We start from the raw sequence: 14,301 nt of genomic DNA on the forward strand, positions 1-14,301 counted from the left end.
CGCGCGAGGCCTTGAGTCGCTTCGGGGACGAAGCGCTACTCGAGCGTCGCGTAGCTCGTGCTGCGGTCGTTCGCGCGCCTCCCGGCCAGCACGGCCGCGCAAGTCGTCAGGTCGCGGGCCCACTCGTCGATCACCGGCGCGTTGGCGGCGCAAACGGTGCTGTGCAGCGAGTCGGGCGGCGTCTGGCGGTCGTGGAACCAGCCGCCGCGCGCGAGGAGCGCGTCGCCGAGGGCGAAGGCGTCGAGTCCGGAGCCGGGCGCGGCGGTGAAGGCGACGATCTGGGCTTCGGGGCTCCCTAACACCTCGAGGCCGGGGACGGCGCGGATGGCGGCGAGCATCTTGTCGCGCGTTTCGAGCGTGGTGCGCGTCAAGCGGTCGTAGCCTTCGAGGCCGAGGCGCTGCATCACCGCCCACGCGCACGCCATCGGCAGGCCGGCGCGCGTGCCCTGGATGTTCGGGCTCGCGTAGAAGCCGCCGAGCCACGCGTCGAACACGAAGGTCTGGTACTGCCGCAGCGATTTCGTCCTGTGGAGAATCACGCTCGCGCCCTTCGGCGCGTAGCCGAGCTTGTGGATGTCGGCGGAGACCGTGGTCACGCCGGGCACGCGGAAGTCCCAGGGCGGGACTCGGTAGCCGAGGCGCTCGGCGAAAGGCAGCACGAAGCCGCCCATGCAGGCGTCGACGTGCATCGAGCAGCCGACTTGTTGGGCGAGCTCCGCGAGCTCCGGAATCGGGTCCACGACGCCCTGCGGATACTGCGGCGCGCTGCCGACGATCAGCGCGGTGTTCGCGTTCACGCACGCGGCCATGGCCTCGACGTCGGCGCGGTAGTCCGCGCGCACGGGCACGCTGTGCACGCGCAGCCCGAAGTAGTGCGCGGCTTTGTGGAACGCGGCGTGCGCGCTGTTCGGCAGCACGATCTCGGGAGCCGTGATGCCGCGCTCCGCCTTCGCGCGCTCGCGCGCGGCCTTCACGGCGCACAGGATGCTCTCGGTGCCGCCGCTCGTCATGAAGCCGGCGACACCGGCGTCCCCGTGCAGCAGCGATGCGGTCCAGCCGCACACCTCGCTCTGGATCTCGCCGAGCGACGGGAACGCCTTCGTGTTGAGCGCGTTCTCGTGCAAGAACTCGCGCGCCACCGCCTCCGCGATCTCGTGCACCTCGGGGCCGCCGTCGTAAACCATTCCGAACGTGCGCCCTTCCCTCCAGCGCGCGTCGCGCGCGCGCTTGGTTGTTAGGGCGGAGAGAATCTCGGAAGCCGGCTTGCCGCGTTCGGGGAGGCTCATGCGCGCAGTATGCGCGATCAGTCCCGCTCGAACTCCGCAATCTCCGCGAGCATCGATTCCGCGCGCACGACGCTGCGGCCCGCGAGCTCGTCGTCGACGCGCTTCGCGAGCGCGGGGCGCCGCACGCTGCGCAGCCAGCGCAGCCCGAGCCACGCGAGCACCGGCACGAGCACGACGTTCGCGAGCAGCCAGACGAGCGCCTGTGGCTGCTGCGCCCACTCGAACCAGCCGACCATGCGGGGCAGCTCCTCGCCCCAGCGCGCGGCGCCATCGAGCTGCGCGAACACGACGAGCGTCACAGGGAGCCACATCGCGCAGCCCGACACGATCAGGAACGGCGCCGCGCGCAGACGTCGCTCGCGCAGCTGCGCGAGCTGCCTCTGCAACGCGAGCACCGGCGCCGCGTGGTCGATGCGCGATACGTCGACGAGTTCGCGCACCGCGAGCGCCGTGATCAGCGCCGCCCACGCCTGCCCGATCGCGCCGAGCGCGAGCAGGCCCAGCGACGCGCGGTGCTCCACCCAGAACAGCGCGAACCACACGACCATCAGCGCGCCGAGCGCCGCCTGCGCGAGCTGCGCCCCGACGAGCGGCCGCAGCGCGCGCCGCACGTCGAGCAGCCGCGCACGCCGATAGCTCGCCAGCTCGACCGCGTGGACGCGCTCGATGCGCCGCTCGAGCGCCTGCCACGCGAGCTTCAGCTCGTCGATCTCCACCACGTCGCTCGTACTCATGACTTCCCTCCGCTGAGCTCACCGCGCAGGCGCTGGCGCAAGCGGCTCAGCTTCGTCGCCACGTTCGATTCCGAGATGCCGAGCACCTCGCCGATCTCGCGCTGACTGCGCTCGTCGAGGTGCAACAACAACAGCGCCCGATCGAGCCGCGCGAGCCGCGCGATCGCCCGCTCGAGCGCATGCGCGCGCCGCGCGTCCTCGAGCGATTCGTCGGGCGAAGTCTGCGATGCCACCGACTCCGCATCGAGCGGCTCCGCGACACCGCGGCGCTCGCGCCCGCGCAAGTACGAAACGCCGACGTTCAGCGCGACGCGATACATCCAAGTCGCGAACGGCCGCGACGCGTCGTAACGCGGAAACGACCGCCAAAGCTGCGCCGCAATCTCCTGCGCCAGATCCGCCCGATCCTCCGCACTCGCCGCAAACGTGTGCGCAACCTTCACGACGATTCCGCGGTGCTGCGCCAGCAACCCCGCGAACCGCTCTCGCGCACCCGCCTCCGCCATCCCGAGTGCCCTCGCTTCCACAAACGGCTTCGCGTCCATTCTGCAGAAGTGATTCGCCGGACTCGCGGAAACATCACAGCCGATCGCACACCCGAATGCCCCAACCAGCGCGCAGCGTTGGGCTTCGGGCGCCTCGATGGCGCCCGAAGCCCACCCTCCTCCAAACAAGTCGGCGCGCTGAAGCGCGCACGAGAAGCGAAGCGGCGCGGCGTCCGCCGTCGGCGGAGAGCGGGGGCAGGCCGAGGAGGAACAGATGGCCGCCGCAGGCCTGCCCCCGCTGGAGCCGACGGCGGGCTGAATCCCTCCGACTCTTCTCTTCGCGGCAGAGTCCCCGACTGCCGCGTCCTAAAACGTCACCACCGTCCGAATCGACTTCCCCGCATGCATCAACTCGAACGCCTCGTTGATGCGCTCGAGCGGCAACACGTGCGTGATCAGCGGATCGATGCGGATCTTCCCGTCCGTGTACCAGTCCACGATCTTCGGAACGTCCGTCCGCCCGCGTGCGCCGCCGAACGCGGTGCCCTTCCAGATGCGCCCCGTCACCAGCTGAAACGGCCGCGTCTTGATCTCCTGCCCCGCGCCGGCGACGCCGATGATGATCGACTCGCCCCAGCCGCGGTGGCAGCACTCGAGCGCCTGCCGCATCACGTCCACGTTGCCGATGCACTCGAAGCTGTAGTCCGCGCCGCCGTCGGTGAGCTCGACGAGGTGCGCGACGAGGTCGCCCTTCACGTCCTTCGGGTTCACGAAGTGCGTCATGCCGAACGCTTCGGCCATCGCGCGCCGCGCCGGGTTCAGGTCGACGCCGACGATCTTGTTCGCGCCGACGAGCTTCAGCCCTTGAATCACGTTGAGGCCGATGCCGCCGAGGCCGAACACGACCGCGTTCGAGCCCGCGGTCACCTTCGCGGTGTTGATCACCGCGCCGATGCCAGTTGTTACGCCGCAGCCGATGTAACAGATCTTCTCGAAGGGAGCGTCCTTGCGGACCTTCGCGACGGCGATCTCGGGCAACACGATGTGATTAGCGAACGTCGACGTGCCCATGTAGTGGAAGATCGCGCCGCCCTTGCCCGAGAAGCGGCTCGTGCCGTCGGGCATCAGGCCCTGCCCCTGCGTCGCGCGGATCGCGGTGCACAGGTTGGTCTTGCGCGACGTGCAGCTCTTGCACTGCCGGCACTCGGGCGTGTAGAGCGGGATCACGTGATCGCCGGGCGCCACGCTCGTTACGCCCGCACCTACTTCGCGCACGATGCCGGCGCCTTCGTGGCCGAGAATCGCGGGGAACTTGCCCTCCGGATCGGCGCCCGAGAGCGTGAACTCGTCGGTGTGGCACACGCCCGTGGCCTTGATCTCGACGAGCACTTCGCCGGCCTTCGGGCCCGCGAGCTCGATCTCCTCGATCTCGAGCGGCTTGCCCGCCGCCCGCGCCACCGCTGCCCTCGTCTTCACCGTGTTCTCCTCGAAAGGGGCGCGCATGATACGCGCGCCGGACTACCGTGCGCGCGGCGAGGAGAAGTTGTGTCGCGCCCGCAAGCTGGATCGCGTCTCCGTCTGCGCGCGGTGGCGTTCGTCGAGACACCCGCGGACGCCGCGGGAGCCGCAAGCGAGACGATCTTCGAGAGCGTCGCGAGCCACGGCGGTGAGCCCATTCAGCGCGTGCAGCGGCTCGTCATCGCCGCGTTCGACTCCGCGCGGCGCGCGCTCGAGTTCGCGGCGCAGCTGCCGGCGGGCGTACGCGCGGGCCTCAGCATCGGCGACGTGCTCTACGAAGGTGATGCAGTGCACGGGCTGCCGGTCGTGCTCGCGAGCCGGCTGCGTGAGCAGGCCGACTTCGGGGAGGTGCTGTGCGTCGCTCCGCTCATCACCCTCGCCCCCGAGGCGGCGAGCGCGTTTTGCTTGGCGGGCGAGCGCCGCCTCGCGGGCTTCGCCGAGGACATCGCCGTGTTCGAGCGCGTCAGCCGCTGAGTCGGCGGCGCACGCGCTCCGCTCGCTCGTGCACGACCGGGAGCCCGAGCTTCGCGCTGAGCGCCTCAGCCGCGCTCAGCGCGGCCAGCGCGGCGTCGCGAGCGGGGGCCGTCTCCGCGAGATCGAGCAGCGCGCGCGCTTCCCACGCCGGCAGGCCGAAGGTGCGATTGCTCTCGATGGCCCGCGCCAGCTGCTCTGGCGCGTCCTCGCGACCCAGTGCGTGAGCGAGCAGCCCGGTGTAGCGGGCGACCGAGCCGAGCGTCGCGAACACGATGTTCGCGTGCTCGCCGACGTGCGGTGCGAGCTGCGCGAACAGCCGTTCGCAAAGCGGGAGGTCGCGCGCGTCGGCCGCAGCCGCGGCAGCGCAGCAAAGCGTCGAGAGCCACACCTGATTGCGGCGCAGGTCGCGAGCACCGCGTCGCGCTCGGCCGGCAATCCGAGCTCGGTGCAGCGCAGCGCCAGCGAGGGCCAGTTGATCGGCGAGAGATCGCGGTGCGCGCGCGCAGCGATTCCGACGGCGCTGCGCGCGGCCTCGACCGGCTGCGCGTCCACGTCGATCCAGAACTCCTGCACGCGGCGCTGCGCGCCGGCATCCCGCATGTCCGCGCGCTTCGCGATCGCGATGCCTTCCGCGACGTGCTCGCGCGCGTCCGCGAAACGCGCCTCACCGAGCGCCGCCGTCGCCTCGCGCAGCGCGAGCATCCAGCGGACGAGCGGCTGATCGGCCTCGCGCGCGAGGCTGCGCAGCGTCGCGAGCGCGTGCTCCGCCGCTGCGCGATCCCCGACGCGCGCCGCAGTGAAGAGCGAGCTGCCTGCGGCGTCGAAGCGGAGCGTCGGGCGCAAGTCCGCACTCGCAAGGCCGTCGAGCTCCGCCGTGGTCGCGAGCCGCTCGGAGAGCGGGTGGAACACGGACCACTGGCGCTGCGCCAGCACTTCCGCGAGCAGCTCGCGCCGGCCGAGCGCGCGCGCCAGCGCGAGCGCCTCGTCGCTCGCGCGGTCTCCTTCGTCCGCGTGCGGCGCCCAGGCGAGCTCGGTGCTGAGCAGCGCAAGCAAGCGCGCGCGCAGCGGGGCGTCGCCGTCGCCGAGCAGCGCGAGGGCGCTTCGCAGGCGCGCGACTTGCGCCTCGTCGACGTGCATCGCGCGGCTGAACGTGCCGCGGTAAGTCGCGAGCAGCGCGCGTCCCATCAGCTGGCCGTCGGCAAGCGCGTACGCACGGTCGGCGGCGGCGCTCAGCTCGCGACGGAACGACGCGTCGCCGACGCGTCGCAGCGCTTCGCCCACGTCGATCGCGAGCTCGCAGCGCTCGCGCTCGGCGGTCACGCCCGCGTAGTGCCGCTGCGCTTCGCGGAAGAACTCGAGCGCGCGCTCATTCGCGAACTGCGCGAGCGCCTGGCGGCCGGCCGCGGCCGCGTAGCGCGCGGCGCGCTCGCTGTGGCCGAGCGGCGCTGCGTGCGCGAAGTGGTGAGCGAGCTCGACGCTGCGCGCCACGCCGCCTCTGCGCCGTTCGAGCGCGAGGCCGGCGCGCTCGTGCAAGAGCGCCAGCCGAGCGCCACTCACTTCGTCGTAGAACGCACGCTGGAGCAGCGCGTGCGAGAAGGCGTACGAGAGCCGCTCGCGATCGAGCTCGCGCAGGATGCCCGCTCGGCGAGCCGGCGCCGAGCGCGCGTGCGCCGGCGTCGACGAGCTCGGGCACGCGGGCATCGCTCGCGCGATGCGTCGTCACGATCAGCACGCGGCTGTCGCCGAGGCCGAACAGCACGTGCGCGAGCAGATCGAACGCCGCGCTGCCCGCCCAGTGCAGCGAGTCGAGCAGCAGCACGATCGGATCGTCGAGCGTCGCGACGCGCAGCCACTCGAGGAACGCGTCGCGCAACAGGGTGCGCTCGTGCTCGGGGTCGGAGCTCGAAGGCGGCGGCAGATCGGGCACGCGCTCGAGCAGCTCGGGCACGAGCCGCGCGAGCTCGCCCGAGTTCGGACCGAGGCGCGCCGCCAAATCGTCGACGCTGCGCACCCAATGGCGGAGCGCCTTGTCGAGCGGGTCGTACGCGCCCGCGGAATCCTGCTGAGCGCCGGCGTAGACGATCGCCCCTCCGAGCGCGTCGATCTCGCGGCTCAGCTCCGCAACGAGCCTCGTCTTCCCGATGCCGGCGTCGCCGCGAATCGCGACGAGCTGCGGCTCGCCATTCGCGGCGTGGTGATAGGCGTCGCGCAGCACGTCGAGCGCCGCGCTGCGCCCCGTCCACGGGAGCTGGCCGCTCGTGCGCAGCGACGCAGGCGCGCCGAGACTCGCAGCGGCGCTGCGCGGCGGCTCCCACACGACCTCGACGTGATCGCCCGCCGCCGCGCGCTGTCGCAGCGCTTCGCGGCTGCCGACCAGCGCGAGCACGGCCCGCGGCGCCAGGATCTCGCCGCCGCGAGCGGCAGCGCAGGCCGCGTGCGCCTCGTCGACGGGCCGGCCCACGCAGTCGCCGTTCTCCCACACGATCTCGCCGCCTGCGAAGCCTACGCGCACTTCGAGCGTCGCCTCGCGGCGCGCGCGCCGGTTCCGCCGATCGGTCGCCTGCTGCACGTCGATGGCGGCGCGGGCTGCGGACGAAACGCTCTCGAACGTGGCGAGGATGCCGTCGCCGAGCCACTGCTCCACCCGCCCGCTGTGGCGGGCGACGATCGCCCGTAACAACTGCTCGTGCGCGCGGCGCAGTGGCTCGGCGTGCGCGTCGCCGAGAGACGTGCGCAGCTGCGTCGAGCCGACGAGGTCCGTGACGAGCACGCCGCCAAGGCGCCGAGAGGACAGGCCCGCGGCGGCAGCGCTCATTTCAGCCGCGGAACCACGCCGCTCGCGAGCGCACGCTCGGCCTCCGCGCGCGCCGATGCGCGCAGGAACGTGAAGCCGTGAATCGCGTCGAGCTGGGCTGCGTTCCCAACGAGCGCGAAGGCCGCGAGCTTGCCGCCCGTGATCGCGCTCTCGAACGCGCCCATGTTCATCCCCGTGTACGTCCAGTCGCCGGCGAGTACGACGTTCGCGAACCCACTGTCCCACGCGAAGCGGCGCGCCGCCGCGGTTCCGGGATTCGCCTGCACGTACGCCTCCGTCGGACGTGTGTTGGCGCGGTAGTACTGCGCGCGCAAGCGCTCCTCGCCCTTTGCCGTGGCGCTCGCCGCGCCGGGCACGTGAAGCAGCTCGAAGCGCAGCGAGTACGGATCGCTCGGGCCGATCCAGGCGCACGGCAGGAATTTTGCGATCAGGCGCAGCGCGCTGCTCGTCGCCGTCTCCACGCGCACCTCGTCGCGCTTCCGGCTGCGCTCGGTCTCGGGCTGGTCGAGCTCCTGAAGCTGCGCGCACAGGTAGATCAGCCCGTGCGGCGACTCCTGCTCCGGCCAAGCCTCGTACTCGATCAGGTCATCGAACACGACGAACGCGTTGAGCGGCTGCGGGTAAGACGAGCACGCGTAGCGCTCGCTGGGCCGCACGGTCGGCGCCGTCGCGTTCTCCAGGGGCTTCCACCCGAGCTTCTTCGTGCTCTCCGTCAGCCACACCTGCGCGGCCTGCGTGGAGGTGGTGCCGAGCTGCGACATGAACGCCCACTTCTTCTTCATGCCTGCGTCGCCGACGAGCCTCGTGATCGTCGGCGGAACCGCCCACACGACCTCGTCGAAGTCCTTGCGCAGCTCCAGCTTGCGCGCGCGCTCGCCCGGCTGGGACTCCCACGCCTCGAGGTCGGCGCCGCGCAGCGTGCTGGCGTCGCGCAGCTGCTCGTAGTTCGGCTTGTTGGGCCACGCCCAGAACGCTCCCTTCGTTGCGCGAGTCGGCCCCACCTCGACGAGCGGCTGGTAAGGCCGGTCGTTCTTGGTGCGCGCTTGGCGCCGGAAGTGCAGCTCGGTGACGCGCGCGTTCGCGCCGCCGGAGGACTTCGCACCGACCAGCTTGTGGAAGAACTCGAAGCGCACGCCCGCGCGCGCGAGCGAGAGATAGAGCGGCAAGATCACGCTCTCGCCGGTGCCCGCGGCCATGAAGTAGAAGTACGCGCCGCGGCCGATGACGCTGCGCAGCATCCACGTAACCCACGACGCGGCCGAGAGCTGTGGGCGCGCCGAGGTATCGCCGTTCGGGTACGCGAAGAGAATGTTCGCCACGTAGGTCAGGATTGGGGAGGACAACACGAGGTTCGAGACGCCGTGCTTCACGAGCCAATCGCGATAGTCGACCGCGTCGCTCTGATCGAGGTCGGCGCCGGGCAACAGCGAGCGCTCCGCGATGATCCCGCGCAGCACCGTCCAGTAGAGGTCGAGCACGGACAGCGCGCGCAGCGCGGTCGCATTGGGCGGTCGCACCGGCTGCGCGACCGCGGGCGGAGGCGTCGGAGGAAAAGCGTTGCCGAGAGCCGCGTTCACGACGATGCCGAAGGCCTGCCGCTGTGCATCGAGGTCGGCGATCCAGGCTTGCAGTCGCGCGTCGATCATGTCGCTCGGCAGATCGCCCGGAACGCCGGCCTGCTCCTGCCAGATTCGCCAGATCGTGCGGTGCAGCGCGCTCGCCGCTGCCTGCACCGCGGGCTCGTAGTCGCCGCGCAGCAGGTCAGACTCGTCGACGGTCTGGTGCTCCTCATCGGACCGTCCGCGCCATGCCAGCTGAATCAACACGCCGCGGACCACTTGCTTCCACCCGAGATCGGGTGTCCAACTGGCGTCCCAGGGATCGCCCTCGGTCGCCGGCAGCCAGTCGAGCACACCGCGCCAAACCAGCGGGGTCGCAGCGATCGCGTAGGTCCGCGAGCTGCCGAGGAACGCCGTGCTCAGCTGCTGCGTCGGCAACTGGTCGCGGTCCGCCGCGGCCAGGTTCGTGTAGACGTCGCGCATCATCGCGAAGGTGTTGAAGTAGAAATTGCAGAAGCCGTGAATGCCGTGTTCTTCGATCCGCTGATGATTCGCGGCGTCGCGGCCCGTCGCGCCCTTGCCGCCGACGCGCCACCCGAGCTGGTAGACGGTGATCTCGTACTTCTCGCGCCAAGCGGGGTCGCGCGTCAGATGGAAGGCCGCCGACAGCCCCGCCGGGCCGCCGCCCACGATCGCGATCTTCTTCCGCTCGGGCGCCCCGCCTGACTTCGCGACCTTCTTCCCCTTCGCCATCGCCGTCCCCTTCGACACCCTGGAGGGACGATTCTTGGCGATTCGCCGGCGCCTTCGGTGTGAAATGGCCCACGCGCCCGCGATTTTTCGCGGCTACAACGCGCGCGCCATGAACCGCTTCGAAGAGCTCCGGGCGCTGCTCGATCTCGAACAGATCGAGCTCAACATCTTTCGCGGCCAAAACGAGCGCGGGCAGATCGGCCGCCTGTTCGGCGGCCAGGTGCTCTCGCAAGCGTTGATGGCCGCGGGGCGCACCGTCGAGCACCTGCCCGCGCACTCGCTGCACGGCTACTTCCTGCGCCACGGCGATCCGGGCGTGCCCGTCGTGTACACGGTCGATCGCCTGCGCGACGGCAAGTCGTTCGTGACGCGCAACGTCGTCGCCTATCAGCGCGGCCAGGCGATCCTGAACTTGTCGGCGTCGTTCCACCGAGCCGAGGCCGGCATCGAGCATCAAGACGCGATGCCGCCAGCGCCGGAGCCCGAGAGCGTGCCGACTTGGGATCAGCGCATGGAGCAGGCGCGCGAGCGCTTTCCGAACTGGCAGGAGCGCTACGAGCGCGGCGCGCCGCCGATCGACTTTCGCTTCGTGAACTTGCCCGTCTATCTCGGCGGCGAGCCCGGCCCCGACCCGAACTTGATGTGGCTGCGCGCCGACGGCGAGCTGCCTGAGAGCGATGCGCTGCTGCACCAGTGCTTCATCACCTACGCGACGGACATGTCGATGATCGACACGATCGTGCGCCACCACGCGCGCCCGAGCTCGTTCATGGCCGGCATGTCGGCGAGCCTCGATCACGCGGTGTGGTTCCACCGCCCGTTCCGCGCGAACGAGTGGCTGCTCTACGCGCAGGACAGCCCGTGCGCGTACGGGGCCCGCGGCTTCGCGCGCGGCGCGATCTTCACGCGCGCGGGCGTGCGCGTGGCGTCGGTGGCGCAAGAGGGACTGGTGCGGCGCGGAACGCCGGCCAAGCGCCCGTAACAACTCGCCTCAGCCGCGCGTCGCGTGCTCCCGAATCGTCCGTAACAACTTCAGCGCCGCGGCGACCTCCTCGTACGCGCAGTGCTCCGCGAGCGAGTTCAGCGCCGCTGCCTCTTCGTGCGCCGCGGCGAAGTAGGTGCGGCGCCCGAGCGGCGTGGCGCGCAGCAGCGGCGCGCGACGGTGCCGAGGATTCGGTGCGCGCTCGAGCCAGCCCTCCGCGAGCAGCGAGTCGACCACGCGCAGCGTCGCCTGCCGCGACGCGCCGCGCTCACGCGCGAGCTCGCTCGCGGTCTTCTCGCCGTGCATCGCGCTGTGCAGCAGCGCCAGCCGCACGCTGCTGAGCCGCCCAAGCGCGAGGCCCTCCTGGGCGAACCGCTCCAGCTCGCGCAGTAGCTGGTGGAGTGCCGCTCCCGTCGCCGTGTACCGCGGCGCCGAGCTCGCTCGCCCCTGGGGTGCGGCGCTCATGGGAATTCCTCCCGCCCGCGCGCACTGTACGAGCCGATCGACGGATGTCATCTAGATGACAAACTCGGGAAATATCCAAAACCTCTTTAATCGATCCAATGAGTCGTCTCTGCGGGTGGTTTTCTCATCGATCGAGAAATTCTCTGCAAGCTGGCTTCAATCCGGACGAAGGTGCGGCTAACTGCAGCCGAATCGCGGGGGGCACGCATGGCGAACGAAACGCGCGACATCGACGCCGACGAGACGCAGGAGTGGCTCGAGGCGCTGGAGTCGGTGCTGCAGACCGACGGCGTCGAACGCGGGCACTACCTGATCGAGCGCTTGATCGACCGCGCGCGCCGCGCCGGCGCGCACCTCCCCTACAAAGCGACGACCGCCTACCTGAACACGATCCACGTCAGCGAAGAGCCGCACATGTCCGGCGAGCCCGGGCTCGAGCACCGCATCCGCTCGCTCGTGCGCTGGAACGCACTCGCGATGGTGGTGCAGGCGAACCGCGAATCGAGCGAGCTCGGCGGGCACATCGCGACGTGGGCGAGCGCCGCCACGCTCTACGACGTCGGCTTCAACCACTTCTGGAAAGGCCCCGATCACGCGGACGGCGCGGATCTGATCTACGTGCAGGGCCACTCCTCGCCCGGCATCTACGCGCGCGCGTTCCTCGAGGGCCGCCTCAGCGAGGAGCAGCTGCACAACTTCCGGCAAGAAACCGGAAAGCGCGGCGTCTCTTCGTACCCGCACCCGTGGCTGATGCCCGACTTCTGGCAGTTCCCCACGGTGTCGATGGGGCTCGGCCCGATCATGGCGATCTATCAGGCCCGCTTCATGAAGTACCTCGAGCACCGCGGGCTCGCCGAGATGAGAGGACGCAAGGTCTGGGCGTTCATGGGCGACGGCGAGATGGACGAGCCCGAGTCATTAGGGGCGATCGGGCTCGCGGCGCGCGAGGGACTCGACAACCTCGTGTTCGTCGTGAACTGCAACCTGCAGCGCCTCGACGGCCCGGTGCGCGGCAACGGCAAGATCATCCAAGAGCTCGAGGGCACGTTCCGCGGCGCCGGCTGGAACGTGCTGAAGGTGATCTGGGGCGACGCGTGGGATCCGCTGCTCGCGCGCGACAAGAAGGGCTTGTTGTTGGAGCGCATGGAGCGCGCGGTCGACGGCGACTACCAGAACTACAAGGCGAAGGGCGGCGCGTACGTGCGCGAGCACTTCTTCGGCGTGCATCCCGAGCTGAAGGCGATGGTCGCCAACATGACCGACGACGACATCTGGCAGCTGAACCGCGGCGGCCACGACCCGAGGAAGATCTTCAGCGCCTACCACGCCGCGGTGAATCAAGTCGGCCAGCCCACGGTGATCCTCGCCAAGACGATCAAGGGCTACGGGATGGGCGAGGCCGGCGAGGGCAAGAACTTCACGCATCAACAGAAGAAGCTCGGCGACGAGCAGCTGAAGAAGTTCCGCGATCGGTATCGCATCCCGATTCCCGACGACCGCATCGGCGATGCCCCGTTCTACAAGCCCGCCGACGGCAGCCCCGAGCTCGAGTACATGCACGAGCGGCGGCGCGCGCTCGGCGGCTACCTGCCGGCCCGCCGCGCGAACGCGCCGAAGCTCGAGGTGCCGCCGCTCTCCGCCTTCGACGCGCTGCTGCAAGGCAGCGGCGAGCGCGAGATGTCCACCACGATGGCGTTCGTGCGCATGCTGACCGCGTTGTTACGGGACAAGAAGCTCGGCAAGTACATCGTGCCGATCGTGCCGGACGAATCCCGCACGTTTGGCATGGAGGGGCTGTTCCGGCAGCTCGGCATCTACTCCTCGCAGGGTCAGCTCTACGAGCCCGTCGACTCCGACACGTTCGCGTACTACCGCGAGGAGAAGACCGGGCAGATGCTGCAGGAGGGCATCTGCGAAGCGGGCGGGCTCTCCTCGTGGATCGCGGCGGGCACTTCGTACGCGAATCACGGCCTGCCAATGCTGCCGTTCTACATCTTCTACTCGATGTTCGGCTTCCAGCGCGTCGGCGACTTGATCTGGGCCGCCGGCGACTCGCGCACGCGCGGCTTCTTGTTAGGGGGAACCGCGGGGCGCACCACGCTCTCCGGCGAGGGCCTCCAGCACCAAGACGGACACAGCCACGTGTGGGCCGCCGCGGTGCCGAACTGCGTCGCGTACGACCCCGCGTACGCCTACGAACTCGTGACGATCATCCAGGACGGCATGCGCCGGATGCTCCACGAGCAAGAGGACGTCTTCTACTACGTCACGGTGATGAACGAGAACTACGCGCAGCCCGCGATGCCCGAGGGCGCGCGCGAGGAAATCCTGCGTGGGATGCACCTCGTGCGCGCGGGCGAGGGCGACGGCGAGCGCGTGCAGCTGCTGGGCGCCGGCACGATCTTGCGCGAGGCGCTCGCGGCGGCGGAGTTATTGCGGGACGACTTCGGCATCGCGGCGGACGTGTGGAGCGTGACGAGCTTCAGCGAGCTCGCGCGCGACGGCGCCGCCGCGGAGCGCTGGAACCTGCTGCATCCCGGCGAGGCGCAGCGAACGAGCTTCGTGTCGCAGCAGCTCGCGGGCCGGCGCGGTCCAGTCATCGCCGCGACGGATTACGTGCGCGCAGTCTCGGAGCAGATTCGCCCCTACGTGCCGGCGACGTACCGCACGCTCGGCACCGACGGCTTCGGGCGCTCGGACCTGCGCGAGCGCCTGCGCCGCTTCTTCGAGGTCGACCGCGGCTTCATCGCTGCCGCCGCGCTGAAGGCGCTCTGCGACGAGGGGCGAGTACCGCCCGCGACGGTGCGGCTCGCGCTCGACAAGTACGGGATCGACGCGGAGAAGCCGCAGCCGGTGCGGAGCTAGCGCGATGGCGGATCGCATCGAGTTCTTGCTGCCGGACATCGGCGACTTCGCCGAGGTCGACGTCGTCGAAGTGCTCGCGAGCGTGGGCGAGCGCGTCGCGAAGGATCAGGCCCTGATCGTGCTCGAGAGCGACAAGGCGACGATGGAGGTGCCGTCGCCAGCCGCGGGCGTGCTCGAGGAGCTGCGCGTGCGCGTGGGCGACAAGGTGAGCGCGGGCGCGCTGATCGCCGTGATTCGCGGCGAGAGCGCGAGCGCAGCGCCCGCGCCCAACAAGCCGGCGCCCGCCGCACCGAAGCCCGCGCCCGCGACGCCGACACCGCCGCGCCACGCGCCGCCTTCTCTCGCGCGCCGCGCGGGCGAGGACG

At 70.5% G+C, this 14,301-nt stretch carries 11 protein-coding genes; 4 read left to right on the forward strand and 7 right to left on the reverse strand.

Annotated features, from left to right (window positions below; all coding sequences use genetic code 11):
- Nucleotides 1–35: 35 nt before the first annotated feature.
- The 4 genes from FJ091_08930 to FJ091_08945 form a co-directional block, all read right to left on the reverse strand.
- Nucleotides 36–1,286 (reverse strand): aspartate aminotransferase family protein, encoded by a 1,251-nt coding sequence (locus FJ091_08930; protein MBM4383479.1) that lies wholly within the window; start codon nucleotides 1,284–1,286, stop codon nucleotides 36–38.
- Between the two features lie 17 nt (nucleotides 1,287–1,303).
- Nucleotides 1,304–2,020, reverse strand: a complete 717-nt coding sequence (locus FJ091_08935; GenBank protein ID MBM4383480.1) for a hypothetical protein — start codon at nucleotides 2,018–2,020, stop codon at nucleotides 1,304–1,306.
- Nucleotides 2,017–2,526, reverse strand: coding sequence for a sigma-70 family RNA polymerase sigma factor (locus FJ091_08940; protein ID MBM4383481.1), 510 nt, complete (start codon nucleotides 2,524–2,526; stop codon nucleotides 2,017–2,019). Before FJ091_08940 ends, FJ091_08935 begins: the two co-directional genes overlap by 4 nt.
- 345 nt (nucleotides 2,527–2,871) lie before the next feature.
- Nucleotides 2,872–3,981, reverse strand: a complete 1,110-nt coding sequence (locus tag FJ091_08945; protein ID MBM4383482.1) for an S-(hydroxymethyl)glutathione dehydrogenase/class III alcohol dehydrogenase — start codon at nucleotides 3,979–3,981, stop codon at nucleotides 2,872–2,874.
- A gap of 69 nt (nucleotides 3,982–4,050) precedes the next feature.
- Here FJ091_08945 and FJ091_08950 point away from each other — a divergent pair, with 69 nt between their 5' ends.
- Nucleotides 4,051–4,497 carry a hypothetical protein gene (locus tag FJ091_08950; GenBank protein MBM4383483.1) on the forward strand — a complete coding sequence of 149 codons (447 nt, stop codon included), beginning with the start codon at nucleotides 4,051–4,053 and terminating at the stop codon, nucleotides 4,495–4,497.
- 1,366 nt (nucleotides 4,498–5,863) lie between these two features.
- On the opposite strand, the gene FJ091_08955 is transcribed toward FJ091_08950, so the two are convergent.
- The gene (locus FJ091_08955) at nucleotides 5,864–7,267 is read right to left on the reverse strand and encodes an AAA family ATPase (protein MBM4383484.1); all 1,404 of its coding nucleotides are present in this window, start codon (nucleotides 7,265–7,267) and stop codon (nucleotides 5,864–5,866) included.
- Between the two features lie 41 nt (nucleotides 7,268–7,308).
- Complete coding sequence (locus FJ091_08960) at nucleotides 7,309–9,624, reverse strand: NAD(P)-binding protein (GenBank protein ID MBM4383485.1); 2,316 nt, start codon at nucleotides 9,622–9,624, stop codon at nucleotides 7,309–7,311.
- 109 nt (nucleotides 9,625–9,733) lie between these two features.
- Between FJ091_08960 and FJ091_08965 the strand changes: the two genes are divergently transcribed.
- The gene (locus FJ091_08965) at nucleotides 9,734–10,606 is read left to right on the forward strand and encodes an acyl-CoA thioesterase II (GenBank protein ID MBM4383486.1); all 873 of its coding nucleotides are present in this window, start codon (nucleotides 9,734–9,736) and stop codon (nucleotides 10,604–10,606) included.
- A 9-nt stretch (nucleotides 10,607–10,615) separates the two neighbouring features.
- On the opposite strand, the gene FJ091_08970 is transcribed toward FJ091_08965, so the two are convergent.
- Nucleotides 10,616–11,071: a winged helix-turn-helix transcriptional regulator gene (locus FJ091_08970; GenBank protein MBM4383487.1), complete on the reverse strand. Its 456-nt coding sequence runs from the start codon at nucleotides 11,069–11,071 to the stop codon at nucleotides 10,616–10,618.
- Between the two features lie 207 nt (nucleotides 11,072–11,278).
- Between FJ091_08970 and aceE the strand changes: the two genes are divergently transcribed.
- A complete protein-coding gene (gene aceE, locus FJ091_08975) occupies nucleotides 11,279–13,936 on the forward strand; it encodes a pyruvate dehydrogenase (acetyl-transferring), homodimeric type (protein ID MBM4383488.1) in 2,658 nt (885 codons plus the stop codon).
- A gap of 4 nt (nucleotides 13,937–13,940) precedes the next feature.
- Nucleotides 13,941–14,301: dihydrolipoyl dehydrogenase (locus FJ091_08980; protein ID MBM4383489.1), on the forward strand; the 361-nt coding region annotated here is incomplete at its 3' end.

The sequence above is a fragment of the Deltaproteobacteria bacterium genome (assembly GCA_016875395.1).
Taxonomy (GTDB): domain Bacteria; phylum Myxococcota_A; class UBA9160; order UBA9160; family UBA6930; genus VGRF01.